Source organism: Dryocola clanedunensis subsp. sulfonylureivorans, from assembly GCF_016756775.1.
GTDB classification, from domain to species: Bacteria; Pseudomonadota; Gammaproteobacteria; order Enterobacterales; family Enterobacteriaceae; genus Dryocola; species Dryocola clanedunensis.
In genome coordinates this window covers 70,212-89,890 of the sequence record NZ_JAERMU010000013.1, presented here as the reverse complement: position 1 = coordinate 89,890, position 19,679 = coordinate 70,212, and the positions used below count along the sequence as shown (strand labels likewise).

Below are 19,679 nucleotides of genomic sequence, written 5' to 3'. Positions count from 1 at the left end.
TCAAAGTCGTGAGTGAAACACAGCGGCGAGCGGATGTTTTCCAGGCTTTGCCACAATGAAAGAATGGATAACCCTTCACTAAAATGCAATATCACCCTGCGATTAATCTTATAAAGATGCATTAATGAGCCGGAGTTTTTTATATTCCCGCGCAATAACCAGGGTAAATAATTAAAAAATGAACACTTCTTGTGGTGCTAAATAAATAATGCGGCTTGTTATATATATAAGATATATCTGTATAAGGCCATGCCCTTGTTAATATAAAGGCTGTCAATATAAAGAAAATCTTAAAACACAGGTTTTGCGAGCTTAATATTAATCTTAAAAGTCTGTTTCTTGTCATTTGCTGCCTTGCCTGTCCCTGGCTTAGCTGTAACAATCGATATCAGTGTCTGGTAAGGAATGTATTTTTTATAATTAATTGGTGTGGCACTTAAGCGCTTCATGACTCGTAACTCCCGCGGGCAGATAAATACTACAGATTTATCTTAGCTTCGGAGTCCTCTTATTATCTGCTTTCTTTTCAGTAGTTTGGTGACTGTAAGCCAAGGGCGGTAGCCTGCCTGACAGCCAGAGTTTACGCCTCAATTATTCTGTCTATAAGATGTCAGGAAATAAGCGAGATTTAAGACTGATACCCGTTATTTTTTGCGGTCAGTATGTTCAATTTTCTGGTGCGTCCGCGAGATAATGGGTCGCATATTTTATTCGCTCAGGATAATTACTCTGCCATAGTGATAAATACTCAATGATAAAATACAAACTTAAATTGATGCCTTTATTGGTATCCGTAACCCTGATGAGCGGTTGCACAGTTCTTCCCGGAAGCAATATGTCCACGATGGGGAAAGATGTGATTAAGCAACAGGATGCAGATTTCGATCTGGATCGCATGGTTAATGTTTATCCCCTCACGCCGCGTCTCGTTGAGCAATTACGCGTGCGTCCTGCCGTCGCACAGCCGAATATGTCTTTGGATCAGGAAATCTCCCAATATCAATATCGCGTCGGGCCGGGTGACGTGTTGAGCGTCACCGTCTGGGACCACCCTGAGTTGACCACGCCTGCCGGTCAGTACCGCAGCTCAAGCGATGCGGGTAACTGGGTGCAGTCCGACGGCACCGTGTTCTACCCGTACGTGGGCAAGATAAAAGTGACCGGCAAAACCCTTGCCGAGATCCGTAGTGATATTACCGGCCGCCTTGCGCAGTACATTGCTGACCCGCAGGTGGACGTTAATATCGCCGCCTTCCGCTCACAGAAAGCCTATGTCTCAGGTCAGGTAAACAAATCTGGCCAACAGCCTATTACCAACGTGCCGTTAACGGTTCTGGATGCGATTAACGCCGCAGGCGGCCTGACCGATCTCGCCGACTGGCGCAACGTGGTGCTGACCCACAACGGGCAGGAAAAACGCATCTCTTTACAGGCCCTGATGCAGAACGGCGATCTGAGCCAGAACCACCTGCTTTATCCGGGCGATATCCTGTTTGTGCCGCGCAACGACGATCTGAAAGTGTTCGTGATGGGTGAAGTGAAGAAACAGACCACCCTGAAGATGGACTTCAGCGGCATGACGCTGACCGAAGCGCTGGGGCAAGCGGAAGGGCTGGACATGACCGCCTCCAATGCCAGCGGCATCTTCGTGATTCGACCGCTGAAAGAGAAGCAGGGCGGCAAAATCGCCAATATCTATCAGCTGGATATGTCCGATGCGACATCGCTGGTGATGGGCACCGAGTTCCAGCTGCAGCCGTACGACGTCGTCTATGTCACGACCGCACCGGTCACCCGCTGGAACCGCCTGATCAACCAGCTGCTGCCAACCATCAGCGGCGTTCGTTATATGACGGATACCGCCAGCGATCTGCATACATGGTAACGCGCTATGTTTAACAAAATTCTTGTGGTGTGTGTGGGGAACATTTGCCGTTCCCCTACGGGAGAACGCCTGCTCAGGACGTATCAGCCCGGGTTGACCGTCGAGTCTGCGGGGCTTGGTGCGCTGGTCGGGAAGGGGGCCGATGACGGTGCCGTTCGCGTGGCGCAGCAGCACAATCTCTCTCTGGATGGGCACTGCGCCCGCCAGGTCTCAGGCCGTATGTGCCGCGATTACGACCTGATCCTGACGATGGAGAAGCGTCATATTTCCGCCATCTGCGAAATGGCGCCCGAGATGCGCGGCAAAGTGATGCTGTTTGGTCACTGGGATGCGGAGCGGGAGATCCCGGACCCGTATCGCAAAAGCCGCGACGCTTTCGAAGCGGTTTACGAGCTTCTCGACCTTTCCGCCCAGAAGTGGGCTAACGCACTCAACGCTCATCAGGGATAACAATGACTGACAAAGTACACCGTTCGAGCGCCTCGACCGAGGGCAACGACGAAATTGATATTGGCCGTCTGTTTGGCACCGTGCTTGAAGCCCGCTGGTGGGTGCTGGGCATTACTGCGGTATTTGCACTGCTGGCCGCGGTTTATGCTCTGTTTGCTACGCCTATCTATAAAGCGGATGCGCTGGTGCAGATCGAACAGAACGCCGGGAATTCCCTGGTTAACGACATTAACTCGGCGCTCTCCAACAAGCCGCCTGCGTCCGCTGCCGAAATGCAGCTGATCCAGTCGCGCCTGGTGATGGGCAAAACCGTTGATGACCTTAACCTGGATATTTCGGTCGTCAAAAACACCTTCTGGCTGTTTGGCGCGGGCTGGGATCGCCTGCACGGGCGCCAGAACGACACGGTAAAGGTCAGCAGCTTCAATCTGCCCGCCGGTATGGGCAAAGACACCTTTACCGTCGAAGTGCTTAGCCCGACCCAGTACCTGCTGACCAGCGATAACGGCTTCAGCGCCAAAGGCCAGGTTGGCCAGCCGCTGGAAAAAGCGGGCATTTCGATGGCGGTTGACGCCATTAAAGCTCAGGTTGGTGATACCTTTACCGTCACTAAATACTCCACGCTGGGCATGATAAACCAGCTTCAGGGCAACCTGACCGTGGCTGAAAACGGCAAAGATACGGGCGTGCTTAGCCTCTCTTATACCGGTGAAGACAAAGACCAGATCCGCGCTATCCTCGACAGCATTACCCGCAACTACCTCGAGCAGAACGTTCAGCGCAAATCCGAAGAGGCGGCGAAGAGCCTTAAGTTCCTTGCCGAGCAGCTGCCGGACGTCCGCACCCGTCTTGACGACGCGGAGAACAAGCTGAACGCCTACCGCCAGCAGCAGGATTCGGTGGATCTCTCCCTTGAGGCCAAATCCGTTCTCGACACCATGGTCAACATTGATGCCCAGCTCAACGAGCTGACCTTCAAAGAGGCCGAAATCTCCAAGCTCTACACCAAAGCGCACCCGGCGTACCGCACGCTGCTGGAAAAGCGTAAGACGCTGGAAGATGAAAAAGCTCGTCTCAACGGCCGCGTCACCCAGATGCCAAAAACGCAGCAGGAGATCGTGCGTCTGACCCGCGACGTGGAGTCCGGCCAGCAGGTTTATATGCAGCTGCTGAACAAACAGCAGGAGCTGAAAATCACCGAGGCCAGCACGGTCGGGGACGTCCGCATCGTCGACTCCGCGATTACTCAGCCAGGGGTTGTGAAGCCGCAAAAGGCGTTAATCATTCTTGGGGCCATTATTCTTGGGTTGATTCTGTCCATTGTCGGCGTGCTGCTGCGCTCCCTGTTCAACCGTGGCATTGAAAGCCCGGCGGTACTGGAAGAGGCGGGTCTTAGCGTCTATGCCAGCATCCCGCTGTCCGAATGGCAGAAATCCCGCGACAACGCCACGGTGCTGGGCGTCAAAGGGGCCAGACGTAACAAGCAAAGCCAGCTGCTGGCGGTGGGTAACCCGACGGATCTGGCCATTGAAGCCATCCGCAGCCTGCGTACCAGCCTGCACTTCGCCATGATGCAGGCCTCGAACAACGTGCTGATGTTGACCGGGGTCAGCCCGTCCATCGGTAAAACGTTTGTCTGTGCCAACCTTGCCGCGGTCATCAGCCAGACCAATAAGCGCGTCCTGCTTATCGACTGCGATATGCGTAAGGGCTACACCCATGAGCTGCTGGGAACGACCAATGTCAACGGACTGGCGGAGGTGCTTTCCGGCCTGGGAGATATCACGCGCTGTACGCAAAAAACCTCGGTACCGAACTTCGATCTTATCCCGCGTGGCCAGGTGCCAGCGAATCCTTCAGAACTGCTGATGAGCGACCGTTTCGGCGAGCTGGTGAAATGGGCGAGCCAGAACTATGACCTGGTGCTGATCGATACTCCGCCAATCCTGGCCGTTACCGACGCCGCCATAGTTGGCCGCCACGCGGGCACCACGCTGATGGTGGCGCGCTACGCGGTGAATACCCTTAAAGAAGTCGAAACCAGTATGAGCCGCTTCGAACAGAATGGCATCCACGTGCGCGGGGTGATCCTGAACTCCATCTTCCGTCGTGCGACGGGGTATCAGGATTACGGTTACTACGAGTACGAATATAAATCTGACTCTAAATAAGCCTGTGCCGGGCGGCGGATGACGCGCTGCTTATCCGCCCTAAGTTTCGCACTGGTAGGGTGGATAAGCGACAGCGCCATCCACCATCAGACAGCAGCGCTGTACTTTTCTCATCAACGAGACTTTTTTGGGGACTGTCATGAATACCACCGCATCGCGCCCGTTAATTTCTATTTATATGCCGACCTGGAATCGCCAGCAGCTGGCGATCCGCGCCATTAAATCGGTGCTGCGCCAGGATTTCGATAACTGGGAAATGTTCATCGTCGATGACTGCTCCTCCTCTTACGAGCAGCTTCAGCAGTTTGTCGAAGAGCTGGGTGATAAGCGTGTGCGCTATACCCGCAATGACTTTAACTCCGGCGCCTGCGCGGTACGCAATCAGGCGATTGGGCAGGCGAGCGGAGAGTTTATTACCGGTATCGATGACGATGACGAATGGACGCCGGACCGCCTGTCCGTGTTCCTTGCGCACAAACATCAGCTGGTCACCCATGCGTTTCTGTATGCCAATGACTATGTCTGCGAAGGGCAGGTCTACTCCCAGCCGACCAGCCTGCCGCTGTACCCGAAATCACCGTTTTCCCTGAAGCTGTTTTACAAGCGCAATATTATCGGCAACCAGGTCTTTACCAGCGCCGAGCGCTTTAAGCACTGCCTGTTCGATACGCATCTGGCGGCCGCTCAGGACTACGATATTTTCCTGCGCATGGTGGTGGAGTTCGGCCAGCCGTGGAAGGTCGAAGAGGCCACGCAGATCCTGCACATCAACCACGGTGAAATGCAGATAACCAAATCCCCGAAAAAATTTGCCGGCTACTTCCATTTCTACCGCAAACATAAAGATAAATTTGACCGCGCCAGCAAGAAATACCAGCTGTTTACCCTCTATCAGATCCGCAACAAGCGCATGTCGCTGCGCACGCTGATGGCGCTGTTGACCGTGCGTAACACCAAGCGCCTGGCTGACGGGCTGCGGGGGAAATAATGGTGCTGGAAGATCTGCGAGCCAACTCCTGGAGCCTGCGCCCCTGCTGCATGGTACTGGCCTACCGCATCGCCCATTTCTGTTCGGTATGGCGCAAAAAAAACGTCATGAATAATCTGTGGGCGGCTCCCGTTCTGCTGGCCTATCGCTTTATCACCGAGTGCCTGTTTGGCTATGAAATTCAGGCGGCAGCGACTATCGGACGTCGTTTTGTGATCCACCACGGTTACGCCGTGGTCATCAACAAGTTCGTGGTTGCCGGAGACGATTTCACTATTCGCCACGGGGTGACCATCGGTAACCGCGGGCAGAGCCTGGCGTGTCCGGTTATCGGCAACGGCGTCGAGCTGGGGGCCAACGTCATTATTATTGGCGATATCACGTTAGGGAATAACGTCACCGTTGGCGCGGGCAGCGTCGTGCTGGACAGCGTGCCGGACAACGCGCTGGTGGTAGGTGAGAAAGCGCGAGTAAAGGTACTTAAATGAATATCATGCAATTCAACGTGCGGCTGGCTGAGGGCGGGGCTGCCGGCGTGGCGCTCGATCTTCATCAGCGCGCCCGCCTGGCTGGAATGTCCTCCCGCTTTATTTATGGTTACGGTAAGGGCGGTAAAAAAAGCGCCAGCCACGATAAGTATCAGGCCGTCGAGAAACATACGCCGCGCCTGACCTCCATTGCCAACATCGTGCTGTTCCGCTTTTTTAACCGCGACCCGTTCGGCAACCTGAATAACCTCTATCGTAAAATCACCCGCCAGAACGGCCCGGTTGTGCTGCACTTCCACGTTGTGCACAGCTACTGGCTCAATCTTGAAAAGATGGTTGAGTTTTGTCTGCGCGTGAAGGCGCACAAAAATGATGTCACTTTCGTGTGGACGCTTCACGACCACTGGAGCATCACCGGCCGCTGCGCGTTTACCGACGGCTGCGAAGGCTGGAAGACCGGCTGCGGAAAATGTCCGTCGCTGAACAACTATCCGCCCGTTAAGGTCGACCGGGCGCACCTGCTGGTAGACACCAAGCGCCAGCTGCTGCGTGAAATGCTGGTGCTGGGCTGCCAGTTTATCTCGCCAAGCCAGCACGTTGCCGACGCGTTCAACCATATCTACGGGGCAGGGCGCTGCAAGATCATCAACAACGGTATCGACGTGGCGACGGAAGCCATTCTCGCCGAACTGCCGTTAACCCAGAAAAGCAACGGCCGACCGAAGGTGGCGGTGGTCGCCCATGACCTGCGCTACGACGGCAAAACCAATCAAAAGCTGGTTGAGACGCTGATGGCGCTGGGGGATGACATTGAGCTGCATACCTTCGGCAAGTTTTCGCCGTTCAACGGGGCGAACGTGGTTAACCACGGCTACATGACCGATAAAAAAGCGCTGATGAGCGAGCTTAACGAAATGGATTCGCTGGTGTTCAGCTCGCGGGTGGATAATTACCCGCTGATTCTCTGTGAGGCGTTATCCATTGGCGTTCCGGTTATCGCCACTCAAAGCGACGCGGCGGACGAAGTGCTGCGCAAAGTAGGCGGTAAAACGTTCACCGAGGCGCAGGTGCCTGAGCTGGTGAAAATGGCAAAGGCCGAGCTGGCGCAGCAGGTTTTTGCCATGGACTTGCCGACTTTTAAAGCCGCCAGCCGCAAATCATTCAGTGGACAACAGATGCTGGAGGAGTATGTCTCGTTCTATCAGAATCTGTAGCTATCTGCTGCTGCCGTTTATCTACCTGGTGGTGAACGTCAAGCTGGCCTCGCTGGGAGAAAGTTTCCCCATCACCATCGTGACCTTCCTGCCCGCCATTCTGTTTCTGTATATCGAGCGCATCAGCGTCAAGAAGCTGATGATTGCTCTTGGCGTGGGGGCGGTGCTGACGGCGTTCAACTATATCTTTGGCCAGTCGCTCGATCCCAGCAAGTACGTCACCTCGACGCTGCTGTTTATTTATATCGTGCTGATTCTGGCGATGACCTGGAGCTGCCGCTTCAAAACAATCTCTGCGCGTAATCACCGAAAAATATTGCGGTTATTTTTTATCGTCGTGGGAATTATCGTGACTATCGCCGCAGCGGAAATGGCACAGATTATTCTCACCGGCGGCAGCAGCCTGATTGAAAAAATTTCGAAGTTTCTTATTTACAGCAACAGCTATGTTCTGAACTTTATTAGCTTCGGTGGTAAGCGTACTACGGCTCTTTATTTTGAACCGGCGTTTTTTGCTTTGGCACTAATCTCAATTTGGCTCAGCATCAAACAGTTTGGTATCAAAACCCCGAAAACAGATGGTATGATTCTTTTAGGGATAATCCTCTCCGGGTCGTTCTCAGGGGTAATGACGTTTATCCTGTTTTATCTTCTCGAATGGGCGTTCCAGTATCTTAATAAAAGTGCAATAAAGAAAAAGTTGCCGCTGGCTATTATCTCATTATCCGTGTTTTTAGTAGGGTTGATTTTCGCCTTCCCTTATATCGCTACACGACTGGGTGATTTAGGGACGGAAGGTTCGTCATCGTATTATCGTATTATCGGCCCATTGGCTATGGTGGGATATTCTCTGACCAATGTTGACGGTGTGGTGCGCTTCGGATCTTTATATGAATATGTTGCATCATTCGGAATCTTTAACGGTGCGGATGTCGGTAAAACAGTAGACAATGGTCTGTATCTGCTGATTATTTATTTCTCATGGTTCGCAGTGTTATTGACAGTCTGGTATATGTGGAAAGTCTTTAAAATGATGCGTACGGCCTTTGGGAATAATGAAAATTTCCGCGTACAGCTCTGGCTTTTTACGCCCGTATCACTGTTTTTTACCGGTTCAATTTTTAGCCCGGAATATGCTTTCTTGATTGTTTGTCCATTTATTTTGCGCAAGGCACTCAAGATTACACATACCTGATTATTGAGGTCCACAATCATGTTATTAAGTGTTATTACGGTCGCCTGGAAAAATTTAGCCGGTATCGAGAAAACCTGGCAGTCTCTGGCACACCTTGCGCGGGCAAATGACATCTCTTTTGAGTGGATTGTGGTGGACGGGAACTCGCAGGACGGTACCGCCGAGTTCCTGGAAAACCTCAACGGTCAGTACAGCTTACGCTTTGTCAGCGAGAAAGATAACGGCATCTACGACGCGATGAATAAGGGGATTGCCATGGCGCAGGGGCGCTATGCACTGTTCCTTAACTCCGGTGATATCTTCCATCAGGATATCGCAAACGTGGTACACCAGTTAGCCTCTGCGTCAGCCAAAGATAACGCCATGATTATTGGCGATGCGTTACTGGATTTCGGCGACGGCACAAAAATCGAACGCCGGGCAAAGCAGGGCTGGTATATTTATCACAGCCTGCCGGCCAGCCATCAGGCGATATTTTTCCCGCTGTCTGGCCTTCGCAAATACCCTTACGATTTGCAGTACAAAGTCTCCTCTGATTACGCGCTGGCGGCCAAAATGTATAAAAGCGGCTACGCCTTCAAACGCATTAAAGGGCTGGTCTCTGAATTTTCGATGGGCGGTGTTTCCACCAGCAATAATATTGAGCTATGCCATGATGCCAGAAAGGTTCAGCGCAAAATATTAGGTGTTCCGGGATTTATTGCCGAGCTGTCATATAAACTTCGTATGCGTACCACGGGCAAAGCCAAAGCGTTATATAACAAAGCGTAAGGTGAATGATCCATCCCCGCAACTGCAAATTAATTTGTAGGCCGGATAAGCGCAAGCGTCATCCGGCAATAAGAAATAAGAGATGCTTATGCAGGAATTAAGTGGTTTCTCAGTACCGAAAGGTTTTCGCGGCGCAAACGGAATAAAAGTCCAGCTCTGGTGGGCGGTGCAGGCGACATTGTTTGCCTGGTCGCCGCAGGTTTTATACCGCTGGCGCGCCTTTTTATTACGTCTGTTTGGGGCAAAGATTGGTAAGGGAGTGGTTATTCGCCCCTCGGTAAAAATAACCTATCCGTGGAAATTAACGCTCGGTGATTATGCCTGGGTAGGCGATGACGCGGTGTTATATACCCTGGGTGAAATAACCATTGGTGCAAATTCTGTTGTGTCACAAAAGTGTTATTTATGTACCGGCTCGCACGATTATATGAGCAACCATTTTGATATTACTGCCACGCCCATTGTTATTGGCGAAAAATGCTGGCTGGCCACCGACGTCTTCGTTTCGCCCGGCGTAACGATTAATGACGGCACCGTCGTCGGCGCGCGCAGCAGCGTTTATAAATCATTACCGGCAAATGCCGTTTGCCGGGGAAACCCAGCTGTAAAAATACGCGATCGAGCTTTGTAGGTATGTAGGTGCGTAGGGGGATAAACGCAGTGTCATCCACCGTAACGTCGGATGGCGCAGGCTTATCCGACCTACAGATCCACAAATCAGAAACAGGTTTAACAGAGGAAATATCCATTATGACTAAAGTAGCGCTCATCACGGGTGTAACCGGACAAGACGGCTCCTACCTGGCAGAACTCCTGCTGGAAAAAGGCTATGAAGTACACGGCATTAAGCGCCGCGCTTCTTCTTTTAACACCGAGCGTGTGGACCATATCTATCAGGATCCGCACACGAGCAACCCGAAATTCCACCTGCACTACGGTGACCTGACGGACAGCTCCAACCTGACCCGTATCCTGCAGGAAGTGCAGCCGGACGAAGTGTACAACCTGGGCGCGATGAGCCACGTTGCCGTCTCCTTCGAATCCCCGGAATACACCGCTGACGTTGATGCGATGGGGACCCTGCGCCTGCTGGAAGCTATCCGCTTCCTGGGCCTCGAGAAGAAAACCCGCTTCTATCAGGCGTCCACCTCCGAGCTTTACGGCCTGGTACAGGAAACTCCGCAGAAAGAAACTACGCCTTTCTACCCGCGCTCTCCTTATGCGGTAGCGAAGCTGTACGCCTACTGGATCACCGTTAACTACCGTGAATCCTACGGCATGTATGCCTGTAACGGCATCCTGTTCAACCACGAATCCCCGCGCCGTGGCGAAACCTTCGTGACCCGCAAAATCACCCGTGCGATTGCCAACATCGCTCAGGGCCTGGAAAAATGCCTGTACCTTGGCAACATGGACTCCCTGCGTGACTGGGGCCATGCCAAAGACTACGTGAAAATGCAGTGGATGATGCTGCAGCAGGAAAACCCGGAAGATTTCGTGATCGCCACCGGCGTGCAGTACTCCGTTCGCCAGTTCGTGGAAATGGCTGCCGCGCAGCTGGGTATCAAACTGCGCTTTGAAGGCACCGGCGTTGACGAGAAGGGCATTGTGGTTTCCGTCACCGGTCACGATGCACCGGGCGTTGCGCCAGGCGACGTGATTGTCTCCGTTGACCCGCGCTACTTCCGTCCTGCCGAAGTAGAAACCCTGCTGGGCGACCCGACCAAAGCACACGAAAAACTGGGCTGGAAACCAGAGATCACCCTGCAGGAGATGGTCGGCGAGATGGTTGCCAAAGACCTGGAAGCGGCGAAGAAGCACTCCCTGCTGAAGTCCCACGGCTACGAGGTCGCCATCGCGCTGGAGTCCTGAGCATGAATAAGAAACGTATCTTTGTTGCCGGCCACCGCGGGATGGTCGGATCGGCCATCGTCCGCCAGCTTGAGCAGCGCGATGACGTTGAGCTTGTGCTGCGCAGCCGTGATGAACTGAACCTACTGGACGCGGCGGCGGTGAACGCCTTCTTTGCCGAAGCGGAAATCGACCAGGTTTACCTGGCCGCCGCCAAGGTGGGCGGCATCGTGGCGAATAACAGCTTCCCGGCGGACTTCATCTACGAGAACATGACTCTCGAGAGCAACATTATTCACAGCGCGCACACGCACAACGTGAATAAGCTGCTGTTCCTCGGCTCCTCATGCATTTACCCGAAGATGGCGAAGCAGCCGATTGCCGAAAGCGAACTGCTGCAGGGCACGCTTGAAGCAACTAACGAGCCGTACGCGATTGCCAAAATCGCCGGGATCAAGCTGTGCGAATCCTATAACCGCCAGTTTGACCGCGATTACCGCTCGGTGATGCCGACCAACCTGTACGGGCCGCACGACAACTTCCACCCGAGCAACTCGCACGTGATTCCTGCGCTGCTGCGTCGCTTCCATGAAGCAACCGAGCAGAACACGCCGGACGTGGTGGTGTGGGGCAGCGGTACGCCGATGCGTGAGTTCCTGCACGTGGATGATATGGCCGCGGCCAGCATTCACGTGATGGAGCTGGACCCGGAAGTGTGGGGCGAAAACACCGAGCCGATGCTGTCGCATATTAACGTCGGTACCGGCGTGGACTGCACCATCCGCGAGCTGGCGCAGACCATCGCGAAAGTGACGGGCTACCGTGGCCGCGTGGTGTTCGATGCTTCTAAGCCTGACGGCACGCCGCGCAAGCTGCTGGACGTCACCCGCCTGCGCCGCCTCGGCTGGTATCACGAGATTGCCCTGGAGCTTGGCCTTGCCAGCACCTACCAGTGGTTCCTCGAAAACCAGTCCCGGTTCCGGGGGTAAGCATGTTCCTGAGTCATGAAGATTTCACCACCGTAGTGCGTTCTACGCCGCTGATTTCCATTGACCTGGTCGTCGAAAACCAGGCGGGTGAATACCTGCTTGGTTTACGAACCAATCGCCCTGCCCAGGGCTTTTGGTTCGTGCCGGGCGGGCGCGTGCAGAAAGACGAGCGGCTTGCCGACGCGTTTGCGCGTTTAACCGAAGCAGAATTAGGCAAGCGCTTTACGTTAAAGGACGGAGAGTTTTACGGCGTCTGGCAGCATTTCTACGACGACAACTTCTCCGGGCAGGATTTCTCCACGCACTACGTCGTGCTGGGCTTCCGCCTGCGCGTGAATGCGGACGAGCTGCAGCTGCCGATGGAACAGCACAATGAATACCGCTGGCAGAGCGCCGCGGAACTGCTGGAAAGCGAAGACGTGCACGACAACAGCCGTGCCTACTTCCTCGCGGAGCCGGCAGATAAGGTAATCGGATTATGAAGATTCTGGTCTACGGCATTAACTACTCACCGGAGCTCACCGGCATCGGGAAATACACGGGTGAGATGGTGGAATGGATGACCAGCCAGGGCCACGAAGTGCGGGTCATCACCGCACCGCCATATTATCCGGTCTGGGAAGTGCATCCTGACTACTCGGGCTGGAAGTACAAAAAAGAGCAGGGCGCGGCTACCGTCTGGCGCTGCCCGCTTTACGTTCCAAAGCAGCCTTCAACTTTAAAGCGTCTGATCCACCTGGGCAGCTTTGCCCTGAGCTCTTTCTTCCCGCTGATGGCGCAGCGCCGCTGGAAGCCGGACCAAATTATTGGCGTGGTGCCGACGCTCTTTTGCGTCCCGGGCATGCGCCTGCTGGCAAAACTGAGCGGCGCGCGCACGCTGCTGCACGTTCAGGATTACGAAGTTGACGCGATGCTGGGCCTCGGCATGGCGGGCGGCAGCACGAGCAAAGTGGCGAAGCTCGCCCAGCGCTTTGAACAAAGCTGCCTGCACAACGTCGACAACGTGTCGACCATCTCCCGCTCGATGATGAACAAAGCCATCGAGAAAGGCGTCGATCCAAAGCGCGTGATCTTCTTCCCGAACTGGTCGGAAGTAGAGCGTTTTCGCGACATCGCGCCGCAGGACGTGCAGGCCGTGCGTGAAAGCCTGCGGCTGCCAGCCGACAAAAAAATCATTCTTTATTCAGGCAACATCGGCGAAAAGCAGGGCCTGGAGACGGTGATTGAGGTCGCTGCCCGCTTCAGCGACCAGCCTTATCTGTTCGTGATTGTCGGCCAGGGCGGCGGCAAAACCCGCCTCGAAAAACTGGTGGCCGATCGCAATCTGCACAACGTGGTATTCCATCCGCTGCAGCCGTATGACGCGCTGCCCGCGCTGCTGAAGCTGGCGGACTGCCATTTAGTTATCCAGCGTCGCGGCGCTGCCGATGCGGTATTGCCGTCCAAGCTAACGAACATTCTGGCCGTGGGCGGAAACGCGGTGATTACCGCAGAGCCGGAAACCGAGCTCGGCCAGCTTTGCGAGCTGTATCCAGGAATTGCCGTCTGCGTGGAGCCTGAATCCGCCGACGCGCTGAGCGACGGCATCGTTCGCTGCCTGCAGCTGCCGGCTGACAACGCCATCGCCCGTGAATACGCCGAACGCACGCTCGAGAAAGAGAACGTGCTGAGTCAATTTATCGCTGCCTTATCAGCACCAGATGTCGGGGTTAAACCATGAGTCATTCCCAGCTTTATCCGGTCATTATGGCTGGCGGAAACGGCAGCCGCCTGTGGCCGCTGTCCCGCGTCCTCTATCCGAAACAGTTCCTTTGCCTGAAAGGGGAGCTGACCATGCTGCAAACCACCATTAATCGCCTGAACGGCGTGGAATGCGAAAGCCCGGTGGTGATTTGCAACGAGCAGCACCGTTTTATCGTTGCCGAACAGCTGCGCCAGCTTAACAAGCTGACTGAGAACATCGTGCTGGAGCCTGCCGGTCGTAACACCGCGCCCGCTATTGCGCTGGCGGCGCTTGCCGCATTACGCAACCAGCCGGACAGCGATCCGCTGATGCTGATCCTCGCCGCCGACCACGTTATCCAGAACGAAGATGCCTTCCGTGACGCGGTGCGTAACGCGCTGCCGCATGCCGAGGCGGGTAAGCTGGTGACCTTTGGCATCGTGCCTGACCAGCCGGAAACCGGCTACGGCTATATCCGTCGCGGGCAGGCCGAATCTGCGGGTGTGGACGCGTTGGCGTTCAGCGTGGCGCAGTTTGTTGAGAAGCCGGACCTGGCAACCGCCGAAGAGTACGTGGCCTGCGGTGAATACTACTGGAACAGCGGCATGTTCCTGTTCCGCGCTGGCCGCTACCTGGAAGAGCTGGGCAAATACCGCCCGGATATTCTCCAGGCCTGCGAAAACGCGATGGCGAACGTCGACCCGGATCTGGACTTTGTGCGCGTGGACGAAGCCGCGTTCCTGGCCTGTCCGGACGAATCCATCGACTACGCGGTAATGGAAAAAACCGCCGATGCGGTGGTGGTGCCGATGGACGCGGGCTGGAGCGACGTGGGCTCCTGGTCCTCCCTGTGGGACATCAGCGCTAAAACGAATGAGGGTAACGTGCACCACGGCGACGTGATCAGCGTTGATTCCGAAAACAGCTATATCTACGCCGAGTCCGGCCTGGTGACCACGGTTGGCGTCAAAGACCTGATCGTTGTGCAGACCAAAGACGCCGTGCTGATCGCCGACCGCGACCACGTGCAGAGCGTGAAGAAAGTCGTCGAGCAGATCAAACACGATGGCCGTCACGAGCACCACAACCATCGCGAAGTGTACCGTCCGTGGGGCAAGTACGACTCGATTGATTCCGGCGAGCGCTATCAGGTGAAGCGCATCACCGTGAAGCCGGGTGAGGGGCTGTCTTTGCAGATGCACCATCACCGCGCCGAGCACTGGATTGTGGTAGCGGGCACCGCAAAAGTGACGCTGGGCGACGAGATCAAGCTGCTGGGTGAAAACGAATCCATCTACATCCCGCTGGGCATGACCCACTGCCTGGAAAACCCCGGCAAGATCCCGCTCGACCTGATTGAAGTGCGTTCCGGCACCTACCTCGAAGAAGACGACATCGTCCGTTTCAAAGACCGGTACGGGCGCGTCTGACCTTTACCGACTTTGTCGGATGACGCTGCGCTTATCCGACCTACGAATTTATTCAATATGGCCCTGCGGGGTCAGGGCGAACCGTTGCCTGAAGAAGGGGTAATCATGGAAAAGTTAACTTGTTTTAAGGCCTACGACATCCGTGGCCGCCTGGGCGAAGAGTTGAACGAAGAAATAGCGGGCCGCATTGGCCGGGCCTACGGCGAGTACCTGAAGCCGAAAACGATTGTGCTGGGCGGCGACGTGCGCCTGACCAGTGAATCCCTGAAGCTGGCGCTGGCGCGCGGCTTACAGGATGCGGGCGTGGACGTGCTGGATATCGGCCTGTCCGGCACCGAAGAGATTTACTTTGCCACCTGGCATCTGGACGTTGACGGCGGCATTGAAGTGACCGCCAGCCACAACCCGATGGATTACAACGGCATGAAGCTGGTGCGCGAGGGCGCGCGCCCAATCAGCGGCGACACCGGCCTGCGCGACGTGCAGCGCCTGGCGGAAGCGAACGACTTCCCGCCGGTGAACGAAGCGAAGCGCGGAAGTTACAAGAAGATTTCCGTGGTGGAGGCCTACATCGACCACCTGTTCTCCTACATCAACGTGCAGAACATTAAGCCGCTGAAGCTGGTGATTAACTCCGGCAACGGCGCGGCCGGCCCGATCGTTGATGCCATCGAAGCGCGCTTTAAGGCGATGAACGTGCCGCTGACCTTCATCAAGGTGCACAACACGCCCGACGGCAACTTCCCGAACGGCATTCCTAACCCGCTGCTGCCGGAGTGCCGCGACGACACCCGCAGCGCGGTCATCGAACACGGTGCGGACATGGGCATCGCCTTTGACGGCGATTTCGACCGCTGCTTCCTGTTCGACGAGAAAGGGCAGTTTATCGAGGGGTACTACATCGTTGGCCTGCTGGCGGCGGCGTTCCTTGAGAAACAGCCGGGCGCAAAAATCATTCACGACCCGCGCCTGTCCTGGAACACGGTGGATATCGTGGAGCGCGCGGGCGGCACGCCGGTGATGTCGAAAACCGGCCACGCGTTTATCAAAGAGCGCATGCGTCAGGAAGACGCGATTTACGGCGGCGAGATGAGCGCCCACCACTACTTCCGTGACTTCGCCTACTGCGACAGCGGGATGATCCCGTGGCTGCTGGTGACGGAGCTGCTGTGCCTGAAGGGGAAAACCCTGGGCGAGCTGGTGCGCGACCGCATGGCGGCGTGGCCCGCGAGCGGAGAAATCAACAGCAAGCTGGCTGACCCAAAAGTCGCCATTGAGCGCGTACATCAGCACTTTGCGCCGCACGCCGACGAAATCGACAACACGGACGGCGTGAGCATGGCGTTCGGCGACTGGCGCTTCAACCTGAGGAGCTCGAACACCGAGCCGGTGGTGCGCCTGAACGTGGAGTCCCGCAGCAACGAGCAGCTGATGCAGGCGCGAACGCAGGAAATCATGGCGCTGTTGAATCAGTAATTTGGGATCGGCAATCTCGCGATTTTTGTAGGGCGGATAAGCTTGCGCCATCCGCCGCTTTCGGGAACAGCGGAGGTGGATGGCACGTCGCTTATCCACCCTACGTCGAAGCGCAGAGATAGCCGGGATCCTTTCAATAAAGGTAAAACGATGACAAATCTAACAAAGCGCGAGCTGCCAAAAACGAACGCATCGTTAATCTCAATGGTGCAGCGTTTCTCCGACATCACCATCATGTTTGTCGGGCTGTGGGTAGTGTGCAAAGTCAACGCGTTGCCGTTTATCTACATGCATCTGTTAATGGCGCTGCTGACGCTGGCTGTCTTCCAGATGATTGGCGGTATCACCGATTTTTACCGCTCCTGGCGCGGCGTGAAAATTGCCAGCGAGCTGACGCTGCTGCTGCAAAACTGGACCCTGGCGCTGATCTTCAGCGCCGGTCTGCTGGCGTTCAACCCTGATTTTGACGGCTCGTTCTGGGTGTATCTGGCCTGGTATGTGCTGACTGGTTTCGGTCTGGTGGTCTGCCGCTCGTTTATTCGTTTTGGCGCGGGCTGGCTGCGCAATATGGGCTACAACACGCGCCGGATTGCTATCGCCGGTTCAATGCCGGTTGGGCGCAGGCTGGCGTCCAGCTTCCGCGGCGAACCGTGGTTAGGCTTCGAGGTCATCGGTGTGTTCGATGATTTGCAGCCTGAGACGGTAGACGGTGACTACGCCGGGAGCTTCGCCGAGCTGATTGAAGAGGCGCGCTCTGGCCGCATCGATAACGTTTACATTGCTATGCCGATGAGCGAAGAGTCCCGCATTAAGAAGCTGGTGCGCGACCTTACGGATACGACCTGTTCCGTCCTGCTGATCCCTGATGTCTTTACGTTCAACATCCTCAACGCCCGCACCGAAGAGGTCAACGGCGTGCCGGTCGTGCCGCTGTTTGATACGCCGCTCAACGGGATTAACCGCATCCTGAAACGCCTGGAAGATATCGTTCTGGCGTCGCTGATCCTGCTGCTTATCTCCCCGGTATTGCTGGCTATCAGCGTGGCGGTAAAAGTGACCTCGCCCGGCCCGGTTATCTTCCGTCAGACGCGTTACGGCATGGACGGCAAGCCTATCAAGGTGTGGAAATTCCGTTCTATGAAGGTGATGGAGAACGACGCGGTAGTGGTGCAGGCCACCAAAGGCGATAAGCGCATTACGCCAGTGGGCAACTTCCTGCGCCGCACCTCGCTTGACGAACTGCCTCAGTTTATCAACGTGCTGCTGGGTGGCATGTCAATCGTCGGCCCTCGTCCGCATGCGGTGGCCCATAACGAACAGTATCGTTCCCTGATCGAGGGCTACATGCTGCGCCACAAGGTTAAGCCAGGTATTACCGGCTGGGCGCAGATCAACGGCTGGCGCGGCGAAACCGATACGCTTGAGAAAATGGAGAAACGCGTCGAGTTCGACCTGGAGTATATCCGCGAGTGGAGTCTGTGGTTCGACATCAAAATCGTTTTCCTGACCATTTTCAAAGGCTTTGTTAACAAAGCCGCCTATTGAGTGAAGCTGCCATGAGCCTTAGAGAAAAAACCATCAGCGGCGCCAAGTGGTCTGCTATCGCCACGGTTATCATTATCAGCCTCGGGCTGGTACAGATGACCGTGCTGGCGAGAATTGTCGATAACCATGAGTTTGGCCTGCTGACGGTGTCGCTGGTGATTATCGCGCTGGCGGATACGCTGTCAGACTTCGGCATCGCCAACTCGATTATCCAGCGCAAAGAGATAAGCCACCTGGAGCTGACCACGCTGTACTGGCTGAACGTCGGGCTGGGGCTGGTGGTCTTTGCGGTGGTGTTTTTGCTCAGCGATTTTATTGCCGCCGTGCTGCATACGCCCGCGCTTGCGCCGCTGGTTAAAACGCTGTCGTTTGCTTTTATCATCATTCCCCACGGCCAGCAGTTCCGTGCGCTGATGCAAAAGGAGCTGGAGTTTTCAAAGATTGGCTCTATTGAAACTATCTCCGTGATGGCGGGCTTTTCGGTCACGGTGAGTGCAGCGATGTTCTACCCGTTCGCCATGACGGCCATTATTGGCTATCTGGTCAATACCGTGGTGCGTACCTCTCTGTTTGGCTTCTTTGGCCGCAAGATTTACCGTCCGGGCCTCCATTTCTCGCTGAAATCCGTTGGCTCGAACCTGAAATTTGGTGCCTGGCTGACCGCCGACAGCATCATTAACTATGTGAATACCAACCTGTCGACCCTGGTGCTGGCGCGTATTCTCGGCGCGGGCGTGGCGGGGGGGTATAACCTGGCTTACAACGTGGCGGTGATCCCGCCGATGAAGCTCAACCCCATAATTACCCGCGTGCTGTTCCCGGCCTTTGCCAAGATTCAGGACGATACCGACAAGCTGCGTATCAACTTCTACAAGCTGCTGTCGATTGTCGGCATTATTAACTTCCCCGCGCTGCTGGGCCTGCTGGTGGTATCAAATAACTTCGTGCCGCTGGTGTTCGGCGAAAAGTGGCACTTCATTACCCCCATCCTGCAGCTGCTGTGCGTGGTAGGCCTGCTGCGTTCCATCGGCAACCCGATTGGCTCACTGCTGATGGCGAAAGCACGCATGGACATCAGCTTTAAATTCAACGTCTTCAAAACCTGCCTGTTTATTCCGGCGATTATTGTCGGCGGACACCTGGCCGGCGCGCTGGGCGTGACCCTGGGCTTCCTGTTTGTGCAGGTGGTCAACACGGTGCTGAGCTACTTCATCATGATTAAACCGGTGCTGGGATCGAGTTATCGCCAGTACATTGCCAGCATCTGGCTGCCGTTTTATCTGTCGATTCCAACGCTTGTGGTCAGCGCCGCACTTGGCGTGGCGCTGAAGGGCCATTTACCCCTAGCCGCTCTGCTTGCCGTGCAGATTGCTGCCGGTGCCGCCGCTTTTATCGTCATGCTCGCGCTTTCCCGCAACGCGCTGGTGGTGGAGCTCAAGCGCCAGTTTTGCCGCAGCGATCGCCTGAAGGCGCTTCTTCGCGCGAGCTAAGAACCCAATTTAA

Annotated in this window: 17 protein-coding genes; all 17 read left to right on the top strand. The window is 55.4% G+C overall.

Annotated features, from left to right (window positions below):
• The first annotated feature begins 751 nt into the window (after window positions 1–751).
• Complete coding sequence (locus HYQ67_RS14910) at window positions 752–1,885, top strand: polysaccharide export protein (protein ID WP_202304621.1); 1,134 nt, start codon at window positions 752–754, stop codon at window positions 1,883–1,885.
• A 6-nt stretch (window positions 1,886–1,891) separates the two neighbouring features.
• Window positions 1,892–2,335: a low molecular weight protein-tyrosine-phosphatase Wzb gene (gene wzb / locus HYQ67_RS14905; protein WP_202304619.1), complete on the top strand. Its 444-nt coding sequence runs from the start codon at window positions 1,892–1,894 to the stop codon at window positions 2,333–2,335.
• Between the two features lie 2 nt (window positions 2,336–2,337).
• Window positions 2,338–4,506, top strand: a complete 2,169-nt coding sequence (gene wzc, locus HYQ67_RS14900; RefSeq protein WP_202304613.1) for a tyrosine-protein kinase Wzc — start codon at window positions 2,338–2,340, stop codon at window positions 4,504–4,506.
• Window positions 4,507–4,645: 139 nt separating this feature from the next.
• Window positions 4,646–5,494 (top strand): colanic acid biosynthesis glycosyltransferase WcaA, encoded by an 849-nt coding sequence (wcaA, locus tag HYQ67_RS14895; protein ID WP_202304608.1) that lies wholly within the window; start codon window positions 4,646–4,648, stop codon window positions 5,492–5,494.
• 2 nt (window positions 5,495–5,496) lie between these two features.
• A complete protein-coding gene (gene wcaB / locus HYQ67_RS14890; protein WP_202304727.1) occupies window positions 5,497–5,982 on the top strand; it encodes a colanic acid biosynthesis acetyltransferase WcaB in 486 nt (161 codons plus the stop codon).
• On the top strand, window positions 5,979–7,196 hold the full coding sequence (locus tag HYQ67_RS14885) for a glycosyltransferase (protein ID WP_202304606.1): 1,218 nt from the start codon (window positions 5,979–5,981) through the stop codon (window positions 7,194–7,196). Before wcaB ends, HYQ67_RS14885 begins: the two co-directional genes overlap by 4 nt.
• Entirely contained in the window at window positions 7,171–8,391 is a 1,221-nt protein-coding gene (gene wcaD / locus HYQ67_RS14880) for a colanic acid polymerase WcaD (protein ID WP_202304724.1), read from the top strand. The genes HYQ67_RS14885 and wcaD overlap by 26 nt, the downstream gene beginning before the upstream one ends.
• Window positions 8,392–8,409: 18 nt before the next feature.
• Entirely contained in the window at window positions 8,410–9,162 is a 753-nt protein-coding gene (gene wcaE / locus HYQ67_RS14875; RefSeq protein WP_202304604.1) for a colanic acid biosynthesis glycosyltransferase WcaE, read from the top strand.
• A gap of 88 nt (window positions 9,163–9,250) precedes the next feature.
• A complete protein-coding gene (gene wcaF / locus HYQ67_RS14870; RefSeq protein WP_202304723.1) occupies window positions 9,251–9,793 on the top strand; it encodes a colanic acid biosynthesis acetyltransferase WcaF in 543 nt (180 codons plus the stop codon).
• A 119-nt stretch (window positions 9,794–9,912) separates the two neighbouring features.
• The gene (gene gmd / locus HYQ67_RS14865) at window positions 9,913–11,034 is read left to right on the top strand and encodes a GDP-mannose 4,6-dehydratase (protein WP_202304602.1); all 1,122 of its coding nucleotides are present in this window, start codon (window positions 9,913–9,915) and stop codon (window positions 11,032–11,034) included.
• A gap of 2 nt (window positions 11,035–11,036) precedes the next feature.
• Window positions 11,037–12,002, top strand: a complete 966-nt coding sequence (fcl, locus tag HYQ67_RS14860; RefSeq protein WP_202304601.1) for a GDP-L-fucose synthase — start codon at window positions 11,037–11,039, stop codon at window positions 12,000–12,002.
• Window positions 12,003–12,004: 2 nt separating this feature from the next.
• Window positions 12,005–12,484: a GDP-mannose mannosyl hydrolase gene (locus HYQ67_RS14855; protein WP_202304600.1), complete on the top strand. Its 480-nt coding sequence runs from the start codon at window positions 12,005–12,007 to the stop codon at window positions 12,482–12,484.
• The gene (gene wcaI / locus HYQ67_RS14850) at window positions 12,481–13,722 is read left to right on the top strand and encodes a colanic acid biosynthesis fucosyltransferase WcaI (RefSeq protein ID WP_202304599.1); all 1,242 of its coding nucleotides are present in this window, start codon (window positions 12,481–12,483) and stop codon (window positions 13,720–13,722) included. The genes HYQ67_RS14855 and wcaI overlap by 4 nt, the downstream gene beginning before the upstream one ends.
• Window positions 13,719–15,155: a mannose-1-phosphate guanyltransferase gene (cpsB, locus tag HYQ67_RS14845; protein WP_202304598.1), complete on the top strand. Its 1,437-nt coding sequence runs from the start codon at window positions 13,719–13,721 to the stop codon at window positions 15,153–15,155. The genes wcaI and cpsB overlap by 4 nt, the downstream gene beginning before the upstream one ends.
• Window positions 15,156–15,260: 105 nt before the next feature.
• The gene (cpsG, locus tag HYQ67_RS14840; protein ID WP_202304597.1) at window positions 15,261–16,631 is read left to right on the top strand and encodes a phosphomannomutase CpsG; all 1,371 of its coding nucleotides are present in this window, start codon (window positions 15,261–15,263) and stop codon (window positions 16,629–16,631) included.
• A 150-nt stretch (window positions 16,632–16,781) separates the two neighbouring features.
• Window positions 16,782–18,176 (top strand): undecaprenyl-phosphate glucose phosphotransferase, encoded by a 1,395-nt coding sequence (gene wcaJ, locus HYQ67_RS14835; protein WP_202304596.1) that lies wholly within the window; start codon window positions 16,782–16,784, stop codon window positions 18,174–18,176.
• An 11-nt stretch (window positions 18,177–18,187) separates the two neighbouring features.
• The gene (locus HYQ67_RS14830; RefSeq protein WP_202304593.1) at window positions 18,188–19,666 is read left to right on the top strand and encodes an MOP flippase family protein; all 1,479 of its coding nucleotides are present in this window, start codon (window positions 18,188–18,190) and stop codon (window positions 19,664–19,666) included.
• Window positions 19,667–19,679 lie beyond the last annotated feature (13 nt).